The organism is Halomonas sp. MMSF_3323 (genome assembly GCF_030733595.1).
Taxonomy (GTDB): Bacteria; Pseudomonadota; Gammaproteobacteria; order Pseudomonadales; family Halomonadaceae; genus Halomonas; species Halomonas litopenaei.
This window is the reverse complement of record NZ_JASHIT010000044.1, coordinates 19,998-44,628: the sequence shown is the minus strand read 5'-3', so window position 1 is coordinate 44,628 and position 24,631 is coordinate 19,998. Positions and strand designations below refer to the sequence as shown.

15 protein-coding genes are annotated in these 24,631 nt (G+C 62.3%); 6 read left to right on the top strand and 9 right to left on the bottom strand.

The window, feature by feature from the left end; translation table 11 throughout:
- The first annotated feature begins 661 nt into the window (after positions 1–661).
- The 3 genes from RBB39_RS19280 (at position 662) to RBB39_RS19270 (ending at position 11,706) form a co-directional block, all read left to right on the top strand.
- Entirely contained in the window at positions 662–8,767 is an 8,106-nt protein-coding gene (locus tag RBB39_RS19280; protein ID WP_253028519.1) for an Ig-like domain-containing protein, read from the top strand.
- Between the two features lie 601 nt (positions 8,768–9,368).
- On the top strand, positions 9,369–11,306 hold the full coding sequence (locus tag RBB39_RS19275) for an Ig-like domain-containing protein (protein ID WP_253028518.1): 1,938 nt from the start codon (positions 9,369–9,371) through the stop codon (positions 11,304–11,306).
- On the top strand, positions 11,263–11,706 hold the full coding sequence (locus RBB39_RS19270; protein WP_290442686.1) for a type I secretion C-terminal target domain-containing protein: 444 nt from the start codon (positions 11,263–11,265) through the stop codon (positions 11,704–11,706). Before RBB39_RS19275 ends, RBB39_RS19270 begins: the two co-directional genes overlap by 44 nt.
- 69 nt (positions 11,707–11,775) lie before the next feature.
- Here RBB39_RS19270 and RBB39_RS19265 read toward each other — a convergent pair whose 3' ends face one another.
- From RBB39_RS19265 to RBB39_RS19230, 8 genes are all read right to left on the bottom strand, one after another.
- Positions 11,776–12,801, bottom strand: a complete 1,026-nt coding sequence (locus RBB39_RS19265) for a LacI family DNA-binding transcriptional regulator (RefSeq protein WP_045992521.1) — start codon at positions 12,799–12,801, stop codon at positions 11,776–11,778.
- Positions 12,802–12,839: 38 nt separating this feature from the next.
- On the bottom strand, positions 12,840–13,367 hold the full coding sequence (locus RBB39_RS19260) for a gamma carbonic anhydrase family protein (RefSeq protein ID WP_253028517.1): 528 nt from the start codon (positions 13,365–13,367) through the stop codon (positions 12,840–12,842).
- An 11-nt stretch (positions 13,368–13,378) separates the two neighbouring features.
- Positions 13,379–14,311, bottom strand: coding sequence for a 3-keto-5-aminohexanoate cleavage protein (locus tag RBB39_RS19255; RefSeq protein ID WP_253028516.1), 933 nt, complete (start codon positions 14,309–14,311; stop codon positions 13,379–13,381).
- Positions 14,312–14,385: 74 nt separating this feature from the next.
- Positions 14,386–15,321: a 3-hydroxyacyl-CoA dehydrogenase gene (locus tag RBB39_RS19250; protein WP_253028515.1), complete on the bottom strand. Its 936-nt coding sequence runs from the start codon at positions 15,319–15,321 to the stop codon at positions 14,386–14,388.
- Between the two features lie 16 nt (positions 15,322–15,337).
- Entirely contained in the window at positions 15,338–16,111 is a 774-nt protein-coding gene (locus tag RBB39_RS19245) for an SDR family oxidoreductase (RefSeq protein WP_108133687.1), read from the bottom strand.
- Between the two features lie 20 nt (positions 16,112–16,131).
- The gene (locus RBB39_RS19240; protein ID WP_045992526.1) at positions 16,132–17,400 is read right to left on the bottom strand and encodes a TRAP transporter large permease; all 1,269 of its coding nucleotides are present in this window, start codon (positions 17,398–17,400) and stop codon (positions 16,132–16,134) included.
- A gap of 2 nt (positions 17,401–17,402) precedes the next feature.
- Positions 17,403–17,915, bottom strand: coding sequence for a TRAP transporter small permease (locus RBB39_RS19235; protein ID WP_045992527.1), 513 nt, complete (start codon positions 17,913–17,915; stop codon positions 17,403–17,405).
- Positions 17,916–17,977: 62 nt separating this feature from the next.
- The gene (locus RBB39_RS19230) at positions 17,978–18,976 is read right to left on the bottom strand and encodes a TRAP transporter substrate-binding protein (RefSeq protein WP_108448358.1); all 999 of its coding nucleotides are present in this window, start codon (positions 18,974–18,976) and stop codon (positions 17,978–17,980) included.
- Positions 18,977–19,637: 661 nt separating this feature from the next.
- Here RBB39_RS19230 and RBB39_RS19225 point away from each other — a divergent pair.
- Both RBB39_RS19225 and nspC read left to right on the top strand, forming a co-directional pair.
- Complete coding sequence (locus tag RBB39_RS19225; RefSeq protein ID WP_045992530.1) at positions 19,638–20,858, top strand: saccharopine dehydrogenase family protein; 1,221 nt, start codon at positions 19,638–19,640, stop codon at positions 20,856–20,858.
- Between the two features lie 3 nt (positions 20,859–20,861).
- Positions 20,862–22,037 carry a carboxynorspermidine decarboxylase gene (gene nspC, locus RBB39_RS19220; protein ID WP_253028514.1) on the top strand — a complete coding sequence of 392 codons (1,176 nt, stop codon included), beginning with the start codon at positions 20,862–20,864 and terminating at the stop codon, positions 22,035–22,037.
- Between the two features lie 158 nt (positions 22,038–22,195).
- On the opposite strand, the gene RBB39_RS19215 is transcribed toward nspC, so the two are convergent.
- On the bottom strand, positions 22,196–23,209 hold the full coding sequence (locus RBB39_RS19215; protein ID WP_253028513.1) for a zinc-binding alcohol dehydrogenase family protein: 1,014 nt from the start codon (positions 23,207–23,209) through the stop codon (positions 22,196–22,198).
- Between the two features lie 192 nt (positions 23,210–23,401).
- On the opposite strand from RBB39_RS19215, the gene hutC reads away from it, so the two are divergent.
- Positions 23,402–24,109 (top strand): histidine utilization repressor, encoded by a 708-nt coding sequence (hutC, locus tag RBB39_RS19210; RefSeq protein WP_108133693.1) that lies wholly within the window; start codon positions 23,402–23,404, stop codon positions 24,107–24,109.
- The last annotated feature ends 522 nt before the right edge of the window (positions 24,110–24,631 follow it).

The window sequence follows — 24,631 nt, the reverse complement described above, 5'->3', positions numbered from 1 at the left end:
CTCCCAGCGACAGGGCCGTGCACTGCATCCTGCAAGCGCAGCAACTATCGGCTGTTCTTCGGGCGGTGATCTCGACCCACAACATCAGCACTTTAATTCGGCCAATCGGGGTTTTTATCAAAAGGTGATAATTTTTTGTTATGGCGTTATAGCGACGTGCGTAAAGGCCGGCGTGTACTCGCTTATGGAAAGATGGAAGCGTGGTTTTTGTTTTTTCAGTTGTCGAACTGACAAGGGAAGAAAATCGTGACGTAAAATCTAGAGTGTTTTGTGTGATTGTTCGCAGTCATCGTTGCCCGAGGCGTGGAATAAGCATGCAAAATTGTGCTTAATCGATTGTGTAGTCGCTTAATGGCAGCGACCTTGGTATTTATTTATAAAGTTAAGTGTCGAATTATCAATCATTTAAAAATTTGTGAATTTTTTATCACAAAGTGTGAGTTGGTGGCTGAGGTGTTTTCTGACGCGCAATTATCTGTTTTATAAAAAAGAAATTTTTGATGTCGGAAAACAACGAGGCTTCGAGTGATAATGATGTTCGTCAGTCCAGTGTCGAGAGCGAAAATCAGTGCCTAGGTTTAAGGCAGACGCAGGAATCACACCGTGCTTGTTGCCTTGTTTTCGTTGTTTGCCGCCACCAACCGGCGGCGAGGACACTCCCATGAATACCGACACTGAAAGAGCCAATGCCAGCGCCACTGCGCTGATGAATACCCGCGGCGTGGAGCCCGCTGTCCTTCTCTCTGTCACCGATGGCGGTGGGAGTTATAGCTTCAGGCTGAACCACGACTTTGGATACAACAGAGATCCTGCCAGCAATGAGCCCTATCGCTGGGTGGCTCCTGACCTCCCCGAACTGACGGCGGACGGTGAGCCAGTGGGGTTTCGGATTTCACCCGACGGGCAGCGATTGATGCTGTTCGAGGAGAGTTTGCTGGACGAGGATCCGGGAAGAGCCCTGCTGATCCTGCAACTGACTGACGACGACGAGTTGGTCACTGTTTCGGTGAATCGGAAACTGGACCATACCGGGCCTGATTTCGACGACATTCTGTCGTTATCGTTTCCTTTCATCGCCACCGACAACGAGGGCAGGGAAGAGAAGGCCTGGGTCGACATCAATGTGGTTGATGTAGCGCCACCCACCTACTCGGGGTACAACGGCATCGATACTCCCAGTTCGGTCGTTCCGGGGAACTTTGTCGTCGATCGCTGGAGGATGGATGCTGGCAAAGAAGGGCTCGACCGGGTCTTTGTCAGCCTGCCCGGTGACGACACCGAATATCCACTGGGGGCGATGATCGACACCGACAAAGGCCTGCTCGCCGTCAACTTGGAATATTGGGTGTTCAAGGCCGACCCCGATGCCGAGGGATCGTTCGAGTTCCAGATCGTTGTCATCGATGGTGACGGCGACCGGGTGAACATCGAGGCCCACTTCGATATCCGAGAATGTGAGAACAGCGAGGTGGCGACCACCCCGGAGACCGATGGCGATCCCACCACCGAACCGGCCCACGCTATCGTCGATGAAGCCGCCTCTTACTACGGTAGTGCCAGCGGCTCAGGCACAGGCGAAACGGTCGTGGCGGCCGGGTCGCTGGGCTATGACCTCGGCAGCGATTGCTCAGAAGAAACTGGCTACGAAATTCAACGGGTGAGCAGCTTCGATTGGGATATCGCCAGTTTGCCGCGTCTGACCGCCGACGGCTATCCGGTGTCATGGTTGATTGACGCTAGTAGCCACAGGGTGCGTGGGGTTGCCTACGATAGTGACGCCCAGGAGGAGTATGCGGTCATCGAGGTGGTGCTTACCGACTTAGCCTCCGGCAGCTATGAGGTACGGTTGCCTGACGTTAGACACTTTGCTGACCGCGACCAGATTGCCGCACTGGATCACTCAGGCGCTGGCAACGATGACAGTATTCACTTCGAGTTGGGCTATGTCGTCGTCGACGTCTCTGGCAACAGCGCTTTCGGCGTGCTCGAGGTCACGGTCAATGATGACGCTCCTCGCGCCAACGACGACAGGGCTTCCACGTCCAAGGACACCCAGGTCATCGTCGACGTGCTGGCTAACGACGTTCTCGGTGCCGACGGTTCGGGTGGGGTTGTCGCGGCCAGCGTTCAAGGGGGAGCCGATGTCGGTAGCGTCACGGTCCGGGGCGATGGCCGCTTGTCCTTCGTGCCTCACCCGGACTTTCTGGGCGATGCCCTGATCGATTACACCAGCAGCGATGGCGATGGTGACACCACCCAAGGAGGTCTGACCGTCAATGTCCGCGACGCTGCCTCGACGACGCGGTCCACTCCGGAAACCGACGACGACCCCGATACCCAACCGGCCAGGGTCGTCGTCGATGAGGAGGGTCTGCCCGGGGGCATTGCTGGCGGTATCGGCGATATCGCCGGCGAGTCAACGGTCGCCACCGGTTTCCTGGGTTATGACGCTGGCGACGATGGGGTTGCTGGTTTCTCCTGGATTCGTAGCTCCTATTTGGTAGATGTGGAGGTGAGAGGGGAAGTGCCGCGCCTGTCACTGGTGAATAATGGACGGACCTTGATTGCCAAGGACGCGCAGTTCGGCTCGGTATTCAGGCTTGAACTTGTCGATATCACGACGGGTGAATATCGCTTCGAGCTGTTCCAGCCGCTGGATCACTCGGATCCAAGTATCGAGGACAATGTCGACTTTGTGATCGACTATGTCGTTACCGATGGTGACGGCGACACGGCTGAAGGCGTACTCGAGATCCGTGTCAATGACGACGCCGGCCGCGCCAACAGCGATAGCGCCGCCACCCTCAGTGCCACCCCGGTCATCGTGGACGTGCTGAGCAACGACGAGATCGGCGCCGAGGGCGTACGCAAGGTCATGCAGGCAAGCGTTCAGGGCGGCGACGCTGTGGGCACCGTGTCGATCAATCCCGATGGCACCCTGACCTTTGTTCCCGCTGTGGGATTCTCCGGCGATGCGCTTATCGACTACGCCCGCTCCGATGGCGACGGTGACTTCCCCGTCGGCACCCTCACCGTGTCTGTTGCGGCCGTCAATCCTGACGGGCTGATCACGCCACTGACCGATGGCGACCCCGACACCCGGTCGCCCAAGGCGGTGGTCGACGAGGATGGCCTGGCAGGCGGTATCGCCGGGGGGGCCGGCGACACGGCTACCCAGAGTCGCGTGACCATCGGATCGCTGGGCTACGACTTCGGCAATGATGGTCCGGGTGGCTTCCGCTGGCACACCGATGGCCTGCCGATACTGACCTCCGGTGGCGATCCGGTGAGCTGGCGGCTAAGCGGCAATGGCCGTTCGCTGCTGGGCGTCGACAGCGGTGGCGGCAGGGTCATCGCGGTGCAGCTTGTCGACGTGGTGACCGGCCGCTACAAGGTGACGCTGGACAAGCCGCTGGATCATGTCATTTCGGGCATCGAGGACGACCTCTCTATCGAGGTGGGCTATACCGTCACCGACGGTGGCGGAGACGTTGCCGCCGGCAGGCTTGACATCGTGGTGGACGACGACAGCCTGGTGGCCCGAGACGATAGCGCCACAATCGCCGTCGACACGGCGATCAGGGTAGCGGTGCTGGACAACGACGGGCTGGGCGCCGATGGCCCTGGGGGCATCATCGACGCCAGCGTGCGCGGCGGGCCAGCGGTCGGCAGCATCACGATCAACCCCGACAACAGCCTGACCTTCGTGCCCCACCCGGAGCTTTTCGGCAGAGAGGTGCTGATCGATTACGTCGTCAGTGACGCCGACGGTGACACCGCCGCCGCCACACTCAGCGTCGTCGTCGAAGGTGGCGACGCCGGCGGCCCCACCACCCCGGACAGCGACGGTGATCCTGAGAACGTGGCGCCCACCGCCATCGTCGATGAGGACCGGCTTTACTTGTATGCCTATGAAATGACTGGCCTGGAAGGTGGTTCCGGCGATATCGGATACTACCAAGCCTATTACGACGGTTTTCTGGGCTACGACTTTGGAGAGGCTGGGCCTGGCAGCTTCCGCTGGTCCACCGATGGCTTGCCCGAATTGAGTGCGAATGGTGAGCCTGTGACCTGGTCGCTCAACGCCGCTGGTAACAGCCTGATCGGCAAGGCCCGCGGTCTCAATATTTTCGGCTACTATGACCAGGTAGACGTGATCAGTATAAAGCTCCTGGGCCTGGAGCCGGGCATCTTCAAAGTTGAACTGCTAAAGGGACTGGATCACAGCGACCCCTACCTGGAAGACGACATCACCTTCAGCGTCGGCTACGTCATCACCGATGGCAACGGCGATAGTGCGCAAGGCTCGCTGGACATCCTGGTGGACGACGACAGTCCCCGTGGTGGTGGGTACAGGGGATGGTACTTCACTGGCACCGATACCCCGGTCAGGTTTGATCTGCGGGATGACATCCTTATCGGCGCCGACTTCGAGCGGGTCGCCAACTTTCGCGCCGAGGTCGTCGGCGGCGATGGCGTTGGCCAGGTCAGCCACGAAGAGGGTGATTTTTATGCCACCTTCACGCCGCATCCCGAGTTCCACGGCACGGCCTTGTTGCAGCTCGGATACACTGACGGTGATGGCGATGAGACCGGCGGACGTGTCGAGGTCAGTGTCGGCGCCTCTGGCAACAATGTACCGATCACGCCGCTGAGCGATGGCGACCCTGCCACCGTCTCGGCCCGGGCCGTGCTCGACGAGGAAGGCCTCGCCGGTGGCATCGCCGGCGGCCCGGGGGACGTGGCCGGAGAGGCCAGGGTCGTCACCGGATCGTTGGGCAATGACTTCGGCAAGGACGGGCCGTGGCTGTTTCCCTTCCACTGGGTCACCGATGGCCTGCCGGCGCTGAGCTCACAGGGTAGCCCGTTGAGCTGGTTGGTCAACGGTACCGGGCATGAGGTGACGGGCGTGGATGCGCTTGGCAACGAGGTGATCAGCGTCCGCATCACCGATCTCGAGCAGGGGCTCTATCGTGTCGAGCTGCACCGGCCGCTTGACCACGACGATGCCAGCCTCGAGGACAATATCGATCTGACCGTTCGCTACATGATCACCGACGGCAACGGCGACACTGCCCAGGGCCAGCTAAGGATCAGCGTGGATGACGATAGTATGCTGCTGGTCGATGACAGCACCACTACCGACAAGGCCAGCCCGATCAGCGTGGACGTGCTGGCCAACGACCAGTACGGCGCTGATGGCCTGGGTGGTCTCGTCTCCGCCAGCGTGCGCGGTGGGGCAGCGGTTGGCAACGTCACCATCAATCCCGACAGCACCCTGACCTTTATCCCCCACCCTGACTTCTCAGGGAGTGCGCTGATCGACTACACCGCGAGCGATGCCGACGGTGATACCCGCAGTGCACAGCTCCGCGTTGTGGTCAAGAGCGATGATGCCGGTATTCCCATCACTCCGGAGACCGACGGCGACCCCCTGTCCAACCCCGCCAAGGCCGTGGTCGACGAGGATGGCCTGGCGGGCGGCATCCACGGCGGTGTCAGGGATGCGCCCACCGAACTCACGGTCGCGACGGGCGTGCTGGGCTATGACTTCGGCAGCGATGGCCAGGGAGACTTTCGCTGGAGCACCGACGGCCTGCCGTCGCTGACCAGCGGCGGTGATCCGGTGACCTGGCGGCTCAACGGTAACGGTCGTTCGCTGGTGGGGTTTGACAGCAATGGCGATAGGGCCATCTCGGTTCAGCTTGTCGATCAGGCGACCGGCAGCTACAAGGTGGCAGTGGCAAGGCCGCTGGACCACGCCAACGCCAGGGTCGAGGACGACCTCAACTTCGTCGTGGGCTACAGCGTCAGCGACGCTGACGGTGACACTGCTGAGGGTGTGCTGCGCGTGACCGTGGATGATGACCGTGGTCGTGCCAACGACGACAGTGCGCGCACCGATCGCGCGACAGCGGTCGAAGTGGACGTGCTGGCCAACGACGACCACGGCGCCGATGGCCCGGCACGGGTGATCGCTGCCAGTGTCCAGGGAGGCGCGGATGTCGGCAGCGTCACGCTAACCAGCGCTGGCGTGTTGACCTTTGTGCCACAGGCAAGCTTTAGCGGCACCGCGCTGATTGATTACACCGGCAGCGACGCAGACGGCGACATTACCGCTGGACAGCTCAGCGTCAGTGTCGACCAGGGCACGGATCGTCCTACCACCCCGGAGACCGATGACGATCCAGCCACCGGACCCGCCACCGCGGTTGTCGACGAGGACGGCCTGGCCGGTGGTGTTGCCGGTGGTCCGGGTGATGCGCCAGGCGAGCTGACCGTCGTGACCGGCTCGCTGGGCTATGACTTTGGCTCTGATGGGCGTGGAACCTTCCGCTGGAGCACCGACGGTCTGCCCTCCTTGACGTCACAAGGCCGCCCATTGAGCTGGTCGCTCAATGCCACCGGCCATACCATGACGGCCTCCGATACCGAGGGCAATGGCGTCCTGCGCGTCAGAATCATCGATATTCTCAACGCAGAGTATCGCGTGTCACTGCTCCGACCGCTTGATCACGATGATGCCATGAGCGAGGACAGTATCGACATGGCGCTGGGCTACGTGATCACCGATCGTGACGGCGAGGCTGCGCAAGGCGTGCTCAATGTCAGCGTGAATGACGACAGCGTTCGCGCCAACGATGACAGTGTCAGCACCGTGAGCGGTGACCGGGTCAGGGTGGATGTGCTGGCCAATGATGAGTTCGGCGCCGATGGGCCGGGACGTCTTGTCGGCGCCCGCATTCAGGGTGGCGCCGACGGCGTCGGCACCCTCAAGATCCACCCTAACAGTACCTTGACCTTTGAATCCGATTCGTCTTTCTCTGGCGTTGCGCGTGTTCACTATGACGCAATGGACGGCGACGGTGACATCAGTACCGGCACGCTTGTCGTGGACGTCGAAACCGATGACATCCCGACTACCCCGGAAACCGATGACGATCCGAACACTGTCCCTGTCAGGACCTTCGTCGACGAAGACGGGCTGCCAGGCGGTATCCCGGGAGGAGATGGGGATGTTGCCACCGAACGCACCGTCGCCACCGGCTTGCTGGGCTACAACTTCGGAAATAACGGTCAGGGTGGTTTTACCTGGCATAGCGACGATCTGCCGACGCTGACGACCGGCGGAGATCCGGTGACCTGGCAGTTAAGCGGTAACGGGCGTTCGCTGCTGGGCGTAGATAGCAGTGGCGACCGGGTGATCTCGGTGCAATTGACCGATGTTGCCAGCGGTAGCTATCGAGTGGCGCTGTTCCAGCCGTTGGATCACGAGCCGTCCCCCTCGTTGTCTTATGTTGTAGAGGATAACCGCGCCTTAGAGGTTGGCTATACCGTCACCGATCGCGACGGGGACCGTGCCGAGGGTGTCTTCCTGCTCTTTGTCGACGACGACGCCGGCAGCGCCAGCGATGATAGCGCCAGTACCGACAGTGACACCCCGATTACCGTGGATGTGTCCACCAACGATAAATATGGCGCCGATGGGCCGGGGAGCATCGGCGGGTTTGGCCTTCAGGGAGGGGCAGGGGTCGGCAGCATCACGGTCAATGCCGATGACACCGTGACCTTCATACCCAACCCGAGCTTCTCCGGCGTGGCGGAGATCGACTACAGCGGCAGCGACAACGACGGTGACAGCAGCGAGGCGACGCTCTCTATCGATGTGACGGGTGGCGACCCCACCAGACCGACGACCCCGGAAACCGATGGCGACCCCGCCACCATGGTGGCCGAGGCCGTCGTCGATGAGGATGGCCTCGGCGGCAACCCCGGCGGTTTCAATGACGTTCCCGGTGAGCAGACCGTGGTGACCGGTTCGCTGGGCTATGACTTCGGTGAGGGAGGGCGTGGCAGCTTCCGCTGGACGACAGAAGGCATGCCGTCTTTAACGTCGCAAGGACGCCCCCTGGCCTGGTCACTCGGTAGCTCCGGCCACAGCCTCCTGGCCTCCGATAGCGACGGTAATACTGTGATTGGCATCGAGATGACCGATATCGACAGCGGCGACTACCGCGTCGAGCTGTATCGTCCGTTGGACCACAAAGATGACCTTGGGGAGAGTGATATCAATGTCGCGGTCGGCTACGTCATTACCGACGGTGACGGCGATACTGCTGAAGGACAACTCCGGCTGACGGTAGATGACGACACGCCTGTGATCACTGCTGATCTGGAAGGCTTTACCTTTTATAGCGGCATTCCGGTGACCCTCGATTTGGTGAACTTCGGCGGCGATGGCTACGGTTCCCTGAAGGTGAGAGTCTCCAGCGGTGATGGTGGCCAGGTGACGATCAATCCCGATCATACGGTGACGTTCTTGTACGACGGGGGCTTTATCAGTGAAACGAGTCTCTGGGTAGATGCTGCTGATAGCGAATACGATGAGGCTCGCAGTTTCGCTAGAGCCAACGTGGCGCCAGCGCCAGCGCCAGCGGATGCTGACGTCAGTGCCTCTGCCATTGGCGACACAGGTGTGCTTGTGACAGGCGAGGAAGTCGCTGCCCAGACGGACCGGCTGGCGCTGTCGGAATTGCTTGATGACGAGAGCGACGAGGAGGTATCGGTCTGGCTGCCTCCGGAACAGGACCAGACCGACAGCGTAGGCCCCGCGTCGGCAGGGGGCAGTGGTGGAGGCAGTGGTGGCGGCAGTGGCAGTGGCGCAGACAGCGAACAAGCGCTGGTCCTGAACGGTGCCGGTGTGCCGGGCGCAGGCGACACCACGCTGGAGCGCATCGGCCAGGAGGCCGCGCTGCTGGTGGAGTAGGCAGTGGAGTAGAGAGTGGAGTCAGCGGTGGATCACTCCAGCGAAGATCCCCTTCGATCACCCGGCCTTTGGCTGGGTGATGTCTTGTCGGCTATCGCAATATTTTTTTGCGTCTTTTTTAAGTCGATAAACCGGCTGAAATTCTGCCTCGACTTATCGATGATTGATGGGTGTTTGTCCTGTCGTGTGATCAATGTTGATCGATCAATATTCCAAAAAGGTGGCGGTGACCTACAAGGTGATATGTTGGCTTTTATAAGCCATGGTAGCGCCGGCGTTGAACCGGCCTACAGAACTGTGTTGTTTCGAGTTTTTCGATGCCGGAATCTCATATTTTCAAATCGGTGGAAAAACAGAAAGTTGTTATTTATCAGTTGGTAAGAGATTTCGTGAATTTTCTTTCGTGTGGCTTTTTATGCGAAGTGGTTTTTTGCTGATTCGCAAGTGTCGGTTTTTTATGAAAGTCGCGGTTGGCACCAGGAATCGAGGAGTAATGGGACGAAAAGTGGTGGCCACCAGTCCAGTGTCGAGGTCGGTATCGACCACCTAGCTTCAAGGAGCCATACGCGAATTTCGACCCACCCAAGGACAGGAGACTGTCATGAATACCGATTCCGAAACAGACAATGCGAGCACCTACACCTCGATCGACAGTCCACACGACCATACCCCGACCGCCGGTCTGATCAGGTCGGTGGTTGACGAAGAGGGCCTGCCCGGCGGCATTCGAGGTGGCGTAGGCGACGCCTTGACTTTCCAGAGCTTTACTGCCGCTCGTTTGAACTATGACGTCGGTAACGACGGCGTGAGCTCCTTCACCTGGCACACCGCCGGGCTGCCGGCACTGACTTCCGGCGGCGTCCCGATCAATTGGCAGCTCAGTGGCAACGGTCGTTCGCTGGAAGGTTTCGACGACAACGGTGACCGCGTTATCTGGATACTGCATGGCCCTGAAACGGCCTATTACAAGTTGTTTGTCGAAGGTCCGCTGGACCACCGCAGCAGTACGTTTGAAGACGATATCAAGTTCACGGTGGGCTACACCGTCACCGATGGGGACGGCGACAGCGCTGACGGAGCTGTGCAGATCATCATCGATGACGACAGCGGAATCGCCCATGACGACAGTGCCACTACCGCCAGCGGCACGCCGGTGCGTGTGGATGTGCTGGCCAACGATGAGCATGGTGCCGATGGCCCGGGCGATGTCATCAGGGCCAGCGTTCAGGGTGGTGCTGGCGTCGGCAGCGTCACCATCAACCCCGACAGCACCCTGACCTTCGTCCCGCACCAGGGCTTCGCCGGTGACGCAGTGATCGACTACAACGGCACCGATGGCGACGGTGATATCACCTCGGCGTCACTGACGGTCGATGTGATGGCGGGCCGGGAAGCTGGCGAACTCTATGTCGGTGACAATGGGGATAATCATGGGTCGACCGGCCCGGGTGATGACGTCCTGATCGGCGACCTGGGCGGCAAGCAGGGATTGATTGCGTCAGGTGTCGACTACAACATCTCGATCCTGATCGACGAGTCCGGCAGCATGCGCCAGCCGTCCGGCACGGATGGTCTTAGTCGGCTACAGCTATTGCAGCAGAACGTCAATCTGTTGCTCACACGTCTGGCGGGTCACGACGGAAATGTGGACGTACAAGTGGTGCGTTTTGACGACAAGGCGCATTCACCCAGAGCGGTCGATGGTCTGAACGAACATAACGTGGCTGGCCTTATCGCTTACGTCAACGGTGCGGCGGCCCAGGGCTCCACCAACTATCAGGCAGCCCTCTCCGCCGCCAGAAAATACCATGTCGCAAAGGAAGATGAAGGTGACAGGTCGCTGACCCTGTTCCTGACCGATGGTCTCCCGACAGCCTACCGGGAGGGTGGACACATCGTGGAGAGCGATGTGGCGGGGGCCTTTACCCCTGTCCACAAGGCGTATCAACAGTTCCTTCAACTCGGTCGGCTGTCCGAGGTGCATACCTTCGGCATCGGTGAAGAGGTCGCGGGGGAGCCGGATCCTGCGGGTCTGCTGCGCAAGGACTATCTGGACATCTTCGACAATACCGAGACCCAGGGGACTCGCACCATCACCCTGCAGGACGGCACCGAGTGGACGTCACCCGCCGGTGAGTCGGTCATCGTCAACACCCAGGAGGTACTGAACGCCGCGCTGGCGCAGGGTGGCCCCGACGCACCGCTCGAGGTGCTCGGTGACGATGTGCTTGCCGGCGGGGTGAAGGCCGATATTCTGTTTGGCGACACCGTCAACTCCGACCACCTTCGCTGGAGAGACGGCGATACCCACGAGAGCTTTGCCGCCGGCAGCCACGACGGCCTCGGCTACGAAGGGCTGACCGAGTACCTCAAGTGGTCGGTTCACCATGGCAATGGCGCCGAGGCGAGCGATGCCGAGATCATTGCCTATATCCAGGACCACTACCGGGAGCTGATGGATACAGACCGTGTCGATGGCGGCAACGATACCCTGCTTGGGCAAGGGGGGGGGCGATGTGCTGATCGGCGGTGGTGGTGACGACGTGCTGATCGGCGGTCGCGGTGGCGACGTGATGTGGGGCGGCTTTGGCGCCGACACCTTTGGCTACGAGGCGGGGGATGCGGGCAGTGTGCGCAGGCCTGCAGAGGACGAGATCAAGGACTTCACCCTGGGCAACACCGCCCGCAACCCCGAGGCAGATCGGCTCGATCTGTCTGATCTGCTCGATGACGCCCGTGACCACCAGGTGTCGGACTTCCTGCACGCCAGTCAGGAGGGTGGCGATACTGTCATCGCGGTCAAGTCTGATGGTGGTATCGGCGCACACGGCGCCGGCGCCGATCAGTTTATCGTCCTCGCCGGCGTGCGCATGGGCGGAGCATCCAGCGACGCCTTCCTCGATCGATTGATCGACCATGGACAGCTCGAGGTGGAATAGGCGCTGGCCCATTCGCCGGCGCATGCTCACGCATGCGTCGGCGGATGGCGAGAGGGTCGCTTCGCTTCACTAGGTGTCGTTGACGTCGCCTGAAGGCCGCCTGACGCTGCCGCGCAGCATCGGCGTGACTGGCAGGGTGATCTGCTGTGGTGGGGTGTCCGGCTGGTCGATCTGGGCCAGCAGCAATTCGGTGGCACGCATGATCATGGTCTGTACCGGCTGCTGCAGGGTCGTCAACGAGTGGCTCGGCCAGGCGGCCATGGGCACGTCGTCGAAACCGATGACCGAGACGTCCTCGGGCACCTTGAGGCAGAACTCGCTCTGGATGACTTCCATGGCGGCGATGGCCATCAGGTCGTTGGCGGCAAACAGGGCGTCGGGCGGCGTGGTGCTGGCGAACAGCAGCCGGGTGGCCTGGCAGGCGCTGGTGTATTGATAGTGGCCGATGCCGCTGTCGTGAAGCGCGGCCCCCATGGAGGCCAGGCCCTCGACAAAGCCTGCTCGACGCTGGATGTCGGTGGAGGAATCGACCAGGCCAGACAGGTAGGCGATGCGGCGATGGCCCAGCGAGACCAGGTGGCGGCCCGCCCAGTAGCCGCCCTGGAAGTTGTCACAGGCGACCTGGCTGATGCCCGCGTAGTCGACCGTACGGTTGATGATTACCACCGGAATGCCGTAGTCGCAGACCAGAGCCGCCTGGTCGTCATTGAGGGTAATTGCCAGCATCAGGATGCCTTCGACCTGGCTTCTCAGGATGTCGTCGAGCACGTCATCGAAGCCGTCGCTGCTGGACGCCGAGAACAGCAGCAGGTGGTAACCCTGCTGCTTGAAGAAGCGGGACGCCTTTTCCAGCATATAGCTGTAGAAGGGATTCTCGAGGCTGTAGACGACCACCGCGATGGTGCGACTCGATCGCGTGATCAGAGAGCGGGCGATGGTGTTGGGCCGATAGCCAAGTTGCCGCGCCGCTTCCATGACCTTCTTGCGGGTCTTGTCCGACACCTTGGCATCCGGCGAAAAGGTCCGGCTGACGGCAGACTGCGAGACCCCGGCAAGACGGGCGACATCGTGTGAGGTGACGGATTTCTTTTTCATCGAGTCATGTCGTGTCGGGTGGCAGAAATGGCCGGCGATCACGCCGGCTCGACAGGCTCCAGAGACGCATAGGCGGCGATCTTGTCGGTGTAGACGCTGGCATTTTCGCGCACCGACTGTATCTCGTCCTCGGTCAGTTCTCTGACCACCTTGGCTGGACTGCCGACGATCAACGAGCCAGGGGGAAAGCGCTTGCCCGAGGTGACGAGCGCGCCGGCGCCGATGATACATCGATCACCGATGTCGGCACCGTTGAGTACCGTGGCATTCATCCCCACCAGCACGTCATCGCCGATGCGGCAGCCGTGCAGCATGGCCAGGTGACCCACCGTGACCTGGCGTCCCATGGTAACCGGATAGCCGGGGTCCGAGTGAACCACACAGCCGTCCTGCAGGTTGCTGTCGTCTCCCACCACGATAGGCGCATTGTCGCCACGAAGCACGGCCCCGGGCCACACGCTGACGCGCTCACCCAGGCGTACGTCGCCGATCAGCGTGGCCTCGTCGAACACCAGTGCGCTGGCGGCGATATCGGGGGCCTCGCCCCCGAGTCGATACAGGGTCATCGTCCGTCTCCCTAGAAGCCGACCTGGTCGGCGCCCTTGAGTCCCAGCATCTGACGCGCTTCGTCCGGGGTCGCCACCTCAAACGACAGACCCTCGAGGATCTCGCGCACCTTGGCGACCTGGCTTGCGTTGGTCTCGGCCAGCTTGCCCGGGCCCAGCCACAGCGAATCCTCGAGCCCGACCCGCACGTGTCCCCCCATGGCGGCGGCCTGGGCGGCGATGCGCATCTGGCTGCTGCCGGCGCCCAGCACCGACCACTCGTAGGCGTCGCCGAACAGCCGGTCCGCGGTGCGCCGCATGTGGATCACGTCCTCCGGGTGAGGACCGATGCCACCGAGGATGCCGAACACGCTCTGGACGAACACGCGGCCGCCGATGACGCCGCGGTCGAGCAGGTTGCGCAGGGAATAGAGGTGTCCGATGTCGTAGCACTCGCACTCGAAACGGGTACCGTTCTCGGCGCCCAGGGTCATCGCCTTCTCGATGTCGGCGAAGGTGTTCTTGAACACCAGGTCGCGACTGTTCTCCAGGTGCTCACGCTCCCACTGGTGCTCAAGCGACGCGTAGCGGTCGAGCATCGGGAACAGCCCGAAGTTGATCGAGCCCATGTTCATGGAGGCAAGCTCGGGCTTGAACTCCATGGCCGGGCGCATGCGCTCCTCCACCGTCATGTGCGGACTGCCACCGGTGGTGAGGTTGATGACCGCGTCGCAGGCGTCCTTGATGTGGGGCAGGAAGCGCTCGAACATGGCCGGGTCCTGGGTCGGCTTGCCGTTGTCGGGATCACGCGCATGCAGGTGCAGAATCGAGGCGCCGGCCTCGGCGGCGGCGATGCCTGCCTCGGCGATCTCTTCCGGGGTGACCGGCAGGTGCGGCGACATGGACGGGGTGTGGATCGCGCCGGTGACCGCGCAGGTGATGATGACCTTGCGTTGCTTTGCCATGGGTCGGGTCCTTGAATGATGGATAGGCGGGTAAGGTGGGACAGTGGCTGGTCTGGGTCCGTCGTTGGCCCGGGTCAATCGTTTGCCAGCGTCTGCTGGTGGGCGATCAGCGCCATCAGGCGTCGGTCGCGCCAGGCCTGTCGCTCGCCCAGGCGCTGGGCTGGCAGTTGTTGACGGCGCTGCTGGTCGAGTGCCGCCAGGGTCGTGGCTTGCCAGGGATCGTCGTCACCGCGCTCGCGGTCGACGTCGCGATACAGCGGCCCATAGCGGTTGCCATAGTCGACCACGCCATCGGGCGCATTGAGGTCGATGGTCTCGAAGGGCCCCATGAACGACCAGCGCAGGCCCAGCCCGTGCTTGACCGTCTTGTCCAGATCCTCGGCGGAGCACACCCCGTCTGCGAACAGTCTCAGCGCCTCGTTGAGCAGGGCGCCTTGCAGGCGATTGAGCACGAAGCCAGGGACTTCCTTGTTGACCAGGATCGGTGTCTGCCGGGCCTGCTCCATCAGCGCCATGGTGGACGCCACCGCGGCTTGCCCGGTGGCCGGCGCCGGCACCACTTCCACCAGCGGGATCAGGTAGGGGGGATTGACCGGATGGGCCACCAGGCAACGGTCAGGGTGATGGAGGTGATCGGTGAAGCGCGAAGCGGCGATACCGGAGGTCGAACTGGCCAGCACCGTGTCCTTGGCCACCACGGCTTCAAGGTCGCTGTAGATGCGCCGTTTGGTCTCGACATCTTCCGGCCCGCACTCCTGCACGTAGCCGACCCCGGCCATGGCCGATGCCAGGTCGCTGTCGTAGCGGATACGCGACATCGCCCGCTCCGGGTCCTCGATCAGCCCCGCCTGGTGGAGGTCGTCGAGGGAGGTGGCGATGGCGTCGCGGGCCCGCTCGAGCGCCTCGTCTGCGGCGTCATGCAGGCACACGTCGATGCCGGCTCGGGCGAACACGATGGCCCAGGCGCGGCCGATCAGGCCGGCGCCGAGAATACCTACGGGTCTGGTCATAAGGAGGCTTCCGTGGTCACAGGGATTCGACGTTGGCGCAGACGCTGAGTGCCTGGCCGCTGATGTTGGTGCCCCCCGGCGCCGCCAGGAACAGCGCCATGGCGGCGATATCGGTGGGCTCGACCATGCGCCGCATGGAGATCTTCGACAGGTTCTCCGTTTCCATCTCGGCGTAGCTGATGCCGCGCTTGGCGGCGCGGTCCTCGATCACCTTCTCGATGCGTGGCCCGCGCACGATGCCCGGGAGGATGGCATTGACCCGCACGCCGTCCGGGCCGAGCTCGCAGGCCAGGCTCTTGGTCAGGCCGACCACCGCCCACTTGCTCGCGGCGTAGGGCGTGCGGTAGGCGAAGCCAAGCCGTCCGGCTACCGAGGCCAGGTTGACCAGCAGTCCCTGGCTTTCGCGCAGCAGCGGCGCGGCGCGGTGGGCGACGCGGTACTGGCCGTTCAGGTTGATGTCGATGGTCTGGGTCCAGCTTGCGTGATCGATCTCGTCGATGCCCGCGGTGGGGCCGGCGATCCCGGCGTTGTTGACCACCACATCGAGACCGCCGAGTGCGCGGGCGTCATCGAACAGGCGGGCGACCTCGTCCTCGCGGCTGACGTCGCAACGGGTATGGGTGATGCCGTCTGGCAGGGCGGCCAGGGCCTCGCTGTCGATGTCGCAGACGTGGACCCTGGCGCCGGCCTGGACGAAGGCCTTGGCGATGGCCAGGCCGATGCCGGAGGCGCCGGCGGTGACCAGCACGCGCAGTCCCTGGCGCGGGGTGAGGCTTTCAACGACGTTCATGGTGTTCTCCTTGTGTGGGGTCACAGCGACGGCAGCCAGGTGGACAACACCGGCAGCAGGCTGATGATCAGAAGGTTGGCGAGCACGATCGCGACGAAGGGCATGACCGCCCAGGTCAGACGAGCGATGCCGATGTTGGTGATCTGGGAGGCGACGAAGAGGTTGAGCCCGACCGGCGGGGTGAACATGCCCATGGCCAGGTTGACCACCATGATGATGCCGAAGTGGATCGGGTCGAAGCCGTAGCTCACCGCGATCGGCAGCAGGATCGGCACGAAGATCAGGATGGCGGCGGCGGCTTCGATGAACATGCCGGCCAGAAGCAGCAACAGGTTCGCCAGCAGGATGAACAGAAGCGGGCTGTCGATGGCCGAGATCACGAAGTCCGAGATCATGTCGGGGACCCGCAGGCTTTGCAGGATGCGCCCATAGAGCCCGGCGGCGCCGATGATGCTGAGCACCACCGCGGTGGTCACGGCGGATTGCTTGAGGATGCCGACCAGGCTTGCGAACTTGATCTCGCGGTAGATCAGCGTGCCGATGACGAAGGAGTAGGCGACCGCGATGACGGCGGCTTCGGTGGGCGTAAAGACACCCCCATAGATGCCACCGAGGATGATCACCGGCATCAGGATGGCCAGAATCGCCTTTTTACCGGCGCGAAAGACGTCGCCGAGCGAGCTTTTTTCTCCGCCGCCAAGCCCATTGGCACGGGCAAAGAAGTAGGCAAACACCAGCAGGGTCAGGGTCACCAGGATGCCCGGCAGAATACCGGCGATGAACATGTCGCCCACCGAAACGTTGGCGGCGATGCCGTAGAGAATCAGCGGGATGCTGGGCGGGATGATCACGCCGAGGGCGCCGGAGGCGGCCTGGTTGGCGGCGGCGTAGCCACCGGGATAGCCCTTGGACAGCATGGCGGGAATCAGGATGGCGCCGATCGCGGCGGTGGTGGCGGCGCCGGAGCCGGAGATCGCCGCGAAGAACAGCGACGTGACGATGGCCACCATGGCCAGGCCGCCGGTCATGCTGCCCACCAGAGTGTTGGAAAAGTCGACCAGACGCTTGGAGATGCCGCCACCCTGCATCAGGTAGCCCGCCAGGATGAAGAACGGGATCGCCATCAACGGAAAGGAATTGACCGAGGCCAGCATCTGCTGGGCGACGATCAGCATCGGCATCAGGTCGCCATGCCAGACGGTGATGGCCGAGGCCAAGCCCAGCGAGAAGGCGATGGGGACGCCAAGAATGAACAGGGAAATCAGCAGGACGAACAGTAACAGTGCCATGGTCAGTTCACCTCCTGATGGTGGTGGACCGGTTGGCCCAGGGCTTCGTCGATCAGCAGGCCGAGGCTATTGACCATGATCACGATGCCGCCTGCCGGGATGGCGAGGTAAGGCCACATCATCGAAATACGGGTGCTGGGGGCGGTCTGGCTGGAGACCCGGCCGACCAGCTCGAAGCCGTACTTGATCATGACGAAGGCGAACACCGCCGAGCACAGCACAACCAGGATGCGCATCAGGCGGCCCACGCGTTCACCGCAATACTCCAGCACGATGTCGACCGAAATCAGGGTGCCCTTGCGGTAGGCGTAGCCGGCACCGATAAAGGTCAGCCAGAGCATCGAAAAGCGCGCGATCTCGTCGGAGAAGAACAAGGGACTGCCGACCACGAATCGGGCGAAGACTTGCCAGAAGATCAGTACGGTCATGACCAGCAGCAGCAGCGCCAGGCCCCAGCCGATCAAGCGGTTGAAGTGCCCGATCCCGGCGTTGACGAATTGCAGGAAGGATTGCATGGGATGCCTCGCAGGAAGAGACGGCGCCCGCCTTGCCATGGGCTCGGCGGGCGCCTTGTTGCTTAGTGGTCGAAGTTGATCGCGGCGTCGACCAGGTCCTCGCCCACGGTCGGTGCCCACTTGTCGATCACCGGACGGACGGCCTCACGGAAGGGGCCCAGGTCCGGCTCGGTCACGGTCATGCCGAGTTCCGCCAGTTCGCCCTTGTAGCGCTGCTCCAGCTCCTGGCTGGCCTCACGCTGCACCGGCAGTGCGATCTGCGCGGCTTCGAGGATGATCTGCTGATCTTCTTTGCTGAACGAGTTGAACAGGTTCAGGCTCATCATCAGCGGCGCCGGCGAATAGACGTGCTGGGTGATGTTCAGGTAGTCCTGGACCTCGTAGAAGTTGACGTCGTAGATGGTGGCCAGCGGGTTTTCCTGGCTGTCCATGACCCCCTGCTGCAGCGCGGTGTAGACCTCGGTCCAGGCCATCGGCGTGGCGTTGGCGCCCAGCGCTTCCCAGGTGTCCACCTGAACGCGGCTTTCCTGGGTGCGGTGATTGATGCCGTCGAGATCGCTCGGGTGCTCGAGCGGGCGTACCGAGTTGGTGTTGTGGCGGAAGCCGTTTTCCATCCAGGCCAGGAACTTGACGTTCATCTGCTCTTCGGCGAGTTGAGCGAGCTGTTCGCCGTGTTCGCTGTCGAGGAAGCCGTAGGCGTGCTCGTGGTCCTCGAAGATGTAGGGCAGGTCAAACAGCAGGAACTCGTCGACAAAACCGCCCATGGGACCGGTAGAGGCGATGCCGGCGTCGATGATGCCAAGCCCCATGCCTTCGATGACCTCACGTTCGGCGCCCAGGGCGTTGTCGTAGTGAGGTTCGATGGTCAGACGGCCATCCGACAGGCGCTCAAGTTCCTCGCCGAACTTGAGGATACCGATGCCCTGCTGTGACTCGGGTCCCAGCGGCAGGCTGACGTCGATGGTGCGTTCCTGCTGGGCCAGGGCGGTAGCGGACAGGCCAAGACCGACAGCGGCGGTCAGGGCGGTCAGGCTGAAGGGAAGGGGGTGAAAGTGGCGCATGGAGCTCTCCTGTTGTCGTTGTGAGCCCCTGGCCGGCAGCGAGGGGCAATCGGCGGCGCTCGAGGTGGTGGCGCTGCGGAGTGCACACTTGTAAATCCAAACGACATACGTATTCAACAATAGAAAATTCCATGATCCATGTATGTGAAGTAAGTTGCTGAATAGTAATTAAATATACTTTAGTTTAATTTAGTGACTACGTAGTCTTTTTTTTGTGGATTGATGGGTGGCGTGCGCGCTCTGTAGCGTCGGGTAGCGCCTGGGGCAAGTGACGTCAGGTGGCCTGAAGTGGAGTGAGCTGGCGTGAGGTGGAGTGGGCTGGAGTGAGCTGGAGTGTGCTGGCGTGTGCTGGCGCGAGGTGAGGGCGGCTCGTTCATGGGCTCGCACCAGGCGCTCGACAGCGTCACATCAAGCTGTCATCTGGTGGTGATTGACTACACTGTCGCCAGGTCGGTGGCACGCCTTGACGTCCACCTCGGCGACGCACAGGCAAGGGGCGAAAAGCCGTGGCGTGAAACGGCAAATCTGGTTAGCATGCGCCGTCCGGTAGTAGGGTAGGGGGCTCGTCGGGTGGACGAGCCTCGTGGGTCGCGATTCGGCTCACCTCGACCGGGCCTATCCATCTTGACGGGTCGTTGTACTCAGGCGGGAGCGTATTGTTATGTCAAAAGTGATCATCATCGGTGCCGGCGGTGTGGGCAGTGTCGTCGCTCACAAGTGTGCGCAGCTTGAATCGGTGTTTACCGATATCCTGTTGGCCAGTCGCACCGAGTCCAAGTGCAAGGCCATCGCCGAGCAGTTGCCGCGCCCGATTCGCACAGCCCAGGTCGACGCCGACAACGTCGCCGAGCTGACTGCCCTGCTCGAAGCCGAGAAGCCGGAGCTGGTCATCAACGTGGCGCTGCCCTACCAGGACCTGAGCATCATGGATGCCTGCCTGGCCGCCGGCGTGCACTACCTCGACACCGCCAACTACGAGCCGCTGGATACCGCCAAGTTCGAGTACAAGTGGCAGTGGGCCTACCAGGATCGCTTCAAGCAGGCCGGCCTGACCGCGCTGCTCGGCAGCGGCTTCGATCCGGGCGCCACCAACATGTTCACCGCCTATCTCGCCAAGCACTACTTCGACGAGATCGAGGAGCTGGACATCATCGACGTCAACGGCGGCGATCATGGCTACCCCTTCGCCACCAACTTCAATCCGGAGATCAACATCCGGGAGGTCAGCGCGGACTGCCGCCACTATGAAGATGGCGAGTTCGTTACCACGCCGCCGATGTCCAAGATGGCGCGTTTCAGCTGCCCCGAAGAGGTCGGTGACTACAACATCTACCGCCTCTACCACGAGGAGCTGGAGTCGCTGTCCAAGCACTTCCCGAGCCTCAAGCGCGCCCAGTTCTGGATGAGCTTCGGCGACAGCTACCTCAAGCACCTGGAGGTGCTGAAGAATGTCGGCATGACCGGCATCGAGCCGGTGGAGTATAACGGCCAGCAGATCGTGCCCATCCAGTTCCTGGCCAGCCTGCTGCCCGACCCCTCCACCCTGGGTCCGCGCACCAAGGGCAAGACCTGCATCGGCACCGTGGTGCGCGGCAAGAAGGATGGCCAGGAAAAGGTCATGTACCTGTACAACATCTGCGACCACCAGGACTGCTACGCCGAGGTGAAGTCCCAGGCGATCTCCTACACCACCGGCGTGCCGGCGATGATCGGCGCCAAGATGATCCTCGAGGGCCACTGGAAGCGTCCGGGCGTGTGGAACATGGAACAGTGCGATCCCGATCCGTTCATGGCCGACATGAACGAGTACGGTCTGCCGTGGAAGGTCATCGAGCTGGATCCGTCGTTCCGTCTGGACGTGCAGAAGGGCGAGGACCTCTAAGGCGTGGAGATCCTTCAGTTCACGGATATCACGCGGCTGGACGCCGAAGCGCTGCCGTCACCCTGCTACGTCGTCGACGAGGTGGCGGTGGAGCGCAACCTGGCGATCCTCGCCGAGGTCGCCGAGGCCAGCGGTGCCAAGGTGCTGTCGGCGCTCAAGGCCTTCAGCATGTGGCACTTCGCGCCGATGGTGTCGCGCTACTTGAGCGGCACCTGCGCCAGCGGCCTGCACGAGGCGCAGCTCGGGCGTGAGCACTATGGTGGCGAGGTCCACGTCTTCGGTGCCGCCTACAGCGACGCCGATCTGGCCGAGATCCTCAAGATCGCCGACCATGTGGTGTTCAACAGCTCGGCCCAGTGGCGGCGGGCCCAGCCGCTGGTGCGCGAGGCGCTGGCGCGTCGTCCGGGGCTGCGCTTCGGGCTGCGCATCAATCCGGAGCACTCCGAGGGCGATGTGCCGATCTATGATCCCTGCGCACCGGGGTCGCGGCTCGGTATCCCGTTGTCCGAGCTCGACGAGCAGAGCCTCGACGGCATCAGCGGCCTGCACTTCCATACCCTGTGCGAGCATGACTTCCCGCCGCTCGAGCGTACCCTGGCGGCGGTGGAAGAGCGCTTCGGCCATCTGCTCGGGCGCATGCAGTGGGTCAACTTCGGCGGTGGCCACCATATCACCCGTCCCGACTACCAGCGCGACGACCTGATCCGCTGCGTGCGTGACTTCGCCGAGCGTCACCAGGTGCAGGTCTATCTGGAGCCCGGCGAGGCGATTGCCATCGGTTCCGGGGTGCTGGTGACCACGGTGCTGGACACGAGCTTCAATGCGCTGAACCAGGCGATCCTCGACACCTCGGCCACCTGCCATATGCCGGACGTGCTGGAGATGCCCTACCGCCCTGGTCTGCTGGGGGCGGGGGAGCCAGGCGAGTACCCGCAAACCTACCGACTGGGCGGGCTGACCTGTCTGGCCGGGGACGTGATCGGCGACTACAGCTTCCCCGAGCCGCTTGAGATCGGTCAGAAGCTGATCTTCAAGGACATGTCCCACTACACCATGGTCAAGACCACCACCTTCAATGGCACGCGCCTGCCGGCCATTGCGGTGTGGAACTCAGAGACCGGTGAGCTCAGGGTGATCCGCGAGTTCGGCTATCAGGACTTCCGCGAACGCCTGTCCTGACCGCAGAGTGGAAGGTGCGAGGCCGAGGTTCGAGTCCGAGGTTCTGGAGCTCGACTGATGCGGATCGTGGTATCGATTCGATCGGACCGTCTTCGCTGCGCAAGACGCCCCCCCCGTTCGGCACTGCCGAGCGGGGCGGGCGTCTTTTCGTCTGCGCCTTAAAAACCTTCGAGCACGATCTTGCCCTTGGCCTTGCCACTCTCGATCAGCGCATGGGCGCGCTTGAGGTTGTCGGCGTTGATGGTGCCGTAGCTGTCGGTGGCGGTGGAGCGAATCCGATCCGTGTCGATCAGCCCCGCCACCTTGTCGAGGATCTCGCCCTGGCGGGCGATGTCGTCGGTGGTGAAGAGCGCGCGGGTAAACATCAGCTCCCAGTGGATCGACACCGCCTTGGGCTTGAACGGCGTGATGTTCAGCGTCTCTGGGTCATCGATCAGCCCGAAGCGGCCCTGGGGGGCGATCAACTCGGCCACCTGGGGGGCATAGTGCTCCGAATAGTTGGTCGAGAAGACGAAGGCTGGCGCACCCAGGCCCAGCGCCTCGACCTGTTCGGGCAGCGGTTGGCTGTGGTCGATCACATGGTGGGCGCCGAGTTCCTTCACCCAGGCCTGGGTCTCCGGGCGTGAGGCGGTGGCGATGATCTGCAGGTCGGTCAAGGCACGCAACAGCTGGATGGTGATGGAACCCACGCCGCCGGCACCGCCGATCACCAGCACCGCACGGGCGGCACCGGGGACCGGATCAAGCACCCGCAGGCGATCGAACAGCATCTCGAAGGCGGTCAGGGTGGTGAGCGGCAGCGCCGCTGCCTGGGCGGTGGGGATGGAGCGAGGCGCATGCCCGACGATGCGCTCGTCGACCAGGTGGTACTCGCTGTTGGTGCCCGGGCGGGAGATATCGCCGGCGTACCAGACCTGGTCGCCCACGGCGAAGCGTGAGGCCTGGTCGCCGACGGCGACCACCTCGCCGACCGCGTCCCAGCCAATTACCGCAGGCTGGCCTTCTTCGGGTGCGCGGGCCTGGCGAATCTTGACGTCCACCGGGTTGACCGAAATCGCCTCGACCTTGACCAGCAGGTCAAAGCCGCTGGCTTGAGGCGTGTCGAGGGTCAGATCGACCAGGGCGTCGTCGCGGTCGATGGGGCCGGGGGCGTGGTAACCGATAGCTTTCATGGGATCTCCCGTTAGGTGTTCATCAATGGCAACACCTTAGCGTGCTATGGAGTCGTGAAACACCGGCGGCCGCCAAACACACTATTCGGAATTCCCGGACAATGACTGGCTCAGATGGCGACAGGTTTTCGCTTTCCTTGGCGTCAGAGACATGACTACACTTGGCGTTTCCCATTGCCCACAGGACGTTGCATGGCAAGCTCGCGGCCCAGCTACGCAAGAATAAAGGAATATCTGCTGTCCGAGATCGAGAGCGGGGCCTACGTCGCCGGTGATCGAATCCCTGCCGAGAATGCGCTGGCCACCCAGTTTGGGGTCAGCCGCATGACCGCCAACAAGGCCATACGCGATCTGGTACAGAAGGGCTTGCTGGTGCGCCGGGTGGGGTCCGGTACCTTCGTCAGTCAGCGCAAGTCTGAATCGTCGCTGTTCGACATCCGCAATATCGCCGACGAGATCCGCCTGCGAGGCGGCGAGCACTCAAGCCAGATCATCGCCTTGAAGGAGGTGGCCGCATCCGAAGAGGTCGCCGTCTTTCTGGGGGTGAGGACCGGGACCCGGGTGTTCTACTCCGAGATCGTGCATCGGGAAAATGGCGTGGCGATCCAGCTCGAGCGACGCCACGTCAACCCGAAGCTGGCGCCGGACTACCTGCAGCAGGACTTCGAGCGCCAGACGCCCAACGCCATCCTGGTGGCGCGCTATCCGGTCACCGATGTCGAGAACAGCGTCGAGGCGATGCTGCCAAGTGACGAGGAGGCGGCGCTGCTGGAGATGTCTCCCAGCGATGCCTGCCTGCTGGTGGTGCGGCGTACCTGGTCAGGAGAGCTGTTGATCAGCTACACCCAGCTTCTGCATCCCGGCAAGCGCTACAAGCTGAACGCCTCCCGCAATACCTGACGTCCCCCTTCGCGTTTTGTCGCTCTTTTGCTGGCGGCTTCCTTCGACACGCCTTTGTTGTGGCTATGGTTCTAGGCGCTGTCCGAAAAGTCGACGAGCGAAGGTTAGACAAGGCAAAAATCGGTGAGAAAGCGCAGTTTACGGGGTGTAAATGAGCATTTTGACCGGGCTGGCGCACCAGCCGATTTTTAACGCCGTATTACCGAGCGCAGGCACTTTTCAGACAAGCCCTAGCTGAGGCGCCGTGCCATGCAGTGCCTGAGCTTTCCACCGTTGTTCTTCTCGCCCATCTGTTCTTCCAGGCTCTCCTGCCACCTGTCCCTCCTGGCTTTCCCTCCTGGCTGTTCCTCCTGACTGTTCCTCCTGACTGTTCCTCCTGACTGTTCCTCCTGACTGTTCCTCCTGACTGTTCCTCCTGTCTCTCTCCTGGCTGTTCCTTCGATCTCTTCCGGCAGCGCTGACGAACGTTTGATGCCCCTCACTCCAGACCTCCCTGGCGTTGCCCTCGATGCCAGGCTTCCG

Excerpts from the sequence above, each read along its gene's own strand:
- RBB39_RS19235 (WP_045992527.1), bottom strand. The coding sequence starts at position 17,915 with ATGCAATCCTTCCTGCAATTCGTCAACGCCGGGATCGGGCACTTCAAC.
- RBB39_RS19225 (WP_045992530.1), top strand. The coding sequence starts at position 19,638 with ATGTCAAAAGTGATCATCATCGGTGCCGGCGGTGTGGGCAGTGTCGTC.
- RBB39_RS19245 (WP_108133687.1), bottom strand. The coding sequence starts at position 16,111 with ATGAACGTCGTTGAAAGCCTCACCCCGCGCCAGGGACTGCGCGTGCTG.
- RBB39_RS19260 (WP_253028517.1), bottom strand. The coding sequence starts at position 13,367 with ATGACCCTGTATCGACTCGGGGGCGAGGCCCCCGATATCGCCGCCAGC.
- RBB39_RS19265 (WP_045992521.1), bottom strand. The coding sequence starts at position 12,801 with ATGAAAAAGAAATCCGTCACCTCACACGATGTCGCCCGTCTTGCCGGG.
- RBB39_RS19255 (WP_253028516.1), bottom strand. The coding sequence starts at position 14,311 with ATGGCAAAGCAACGCAAGGTCATCATCACCTGCGCGGTCACCGGCGCG.
- RBB39_RS19250 (WP_253028515.1), bottom strand. The coding sequence starts at position 15,321 with ATGACCAGACCCGTAGGTATTCTCGGCGCCGGCCTGATCGGCCGCGCC.
- RBB39_RS19230 (WP_108448358.1), bottom strand. The coding sequence starts at position 18,976 with ATGCGCCACTTTCACCCCCTTCCCTTCAGCCTGACCGCCCTGACCGCC.
- RBB39_RS19280 (WP_253028519.1), top strand. The coding sequence starts at position 662 with ATGAATACCGACACTGAAAGAGCCAATGCCAGCGCCACTGCGCTGATG.
- RBB39_RS19275 (WP_253028518.1), top strand. The coding sequence starts at position 9,369 with ATGAATACCGATTCCGAAACAGACAATGCGAGCACCTACACCTCGATC.
- RBB39_RS19215 (WP_253028513.1), bottom strand. The coding sequence starts at position 23,209 with ATGAAAGCTATCGGTTACCACGCCCCCGGCCCCATCGACCGCGACGAC.
- hutC (WP_108133693.1), top strand. The coding sequence starts at position 23,402 with ATGGCAAGCTCGCGGCCCAGCTACGCAAGAATAAAGGAATATCTGCTG.
- RBB39_RS19240 (WP_045992526.1), bottom strand. The coding sequence starts at position 17,400 with ATGGCACTGTTACTGTTCGTCCTGCTGATTTCCCTGTTCATTCTTGGC.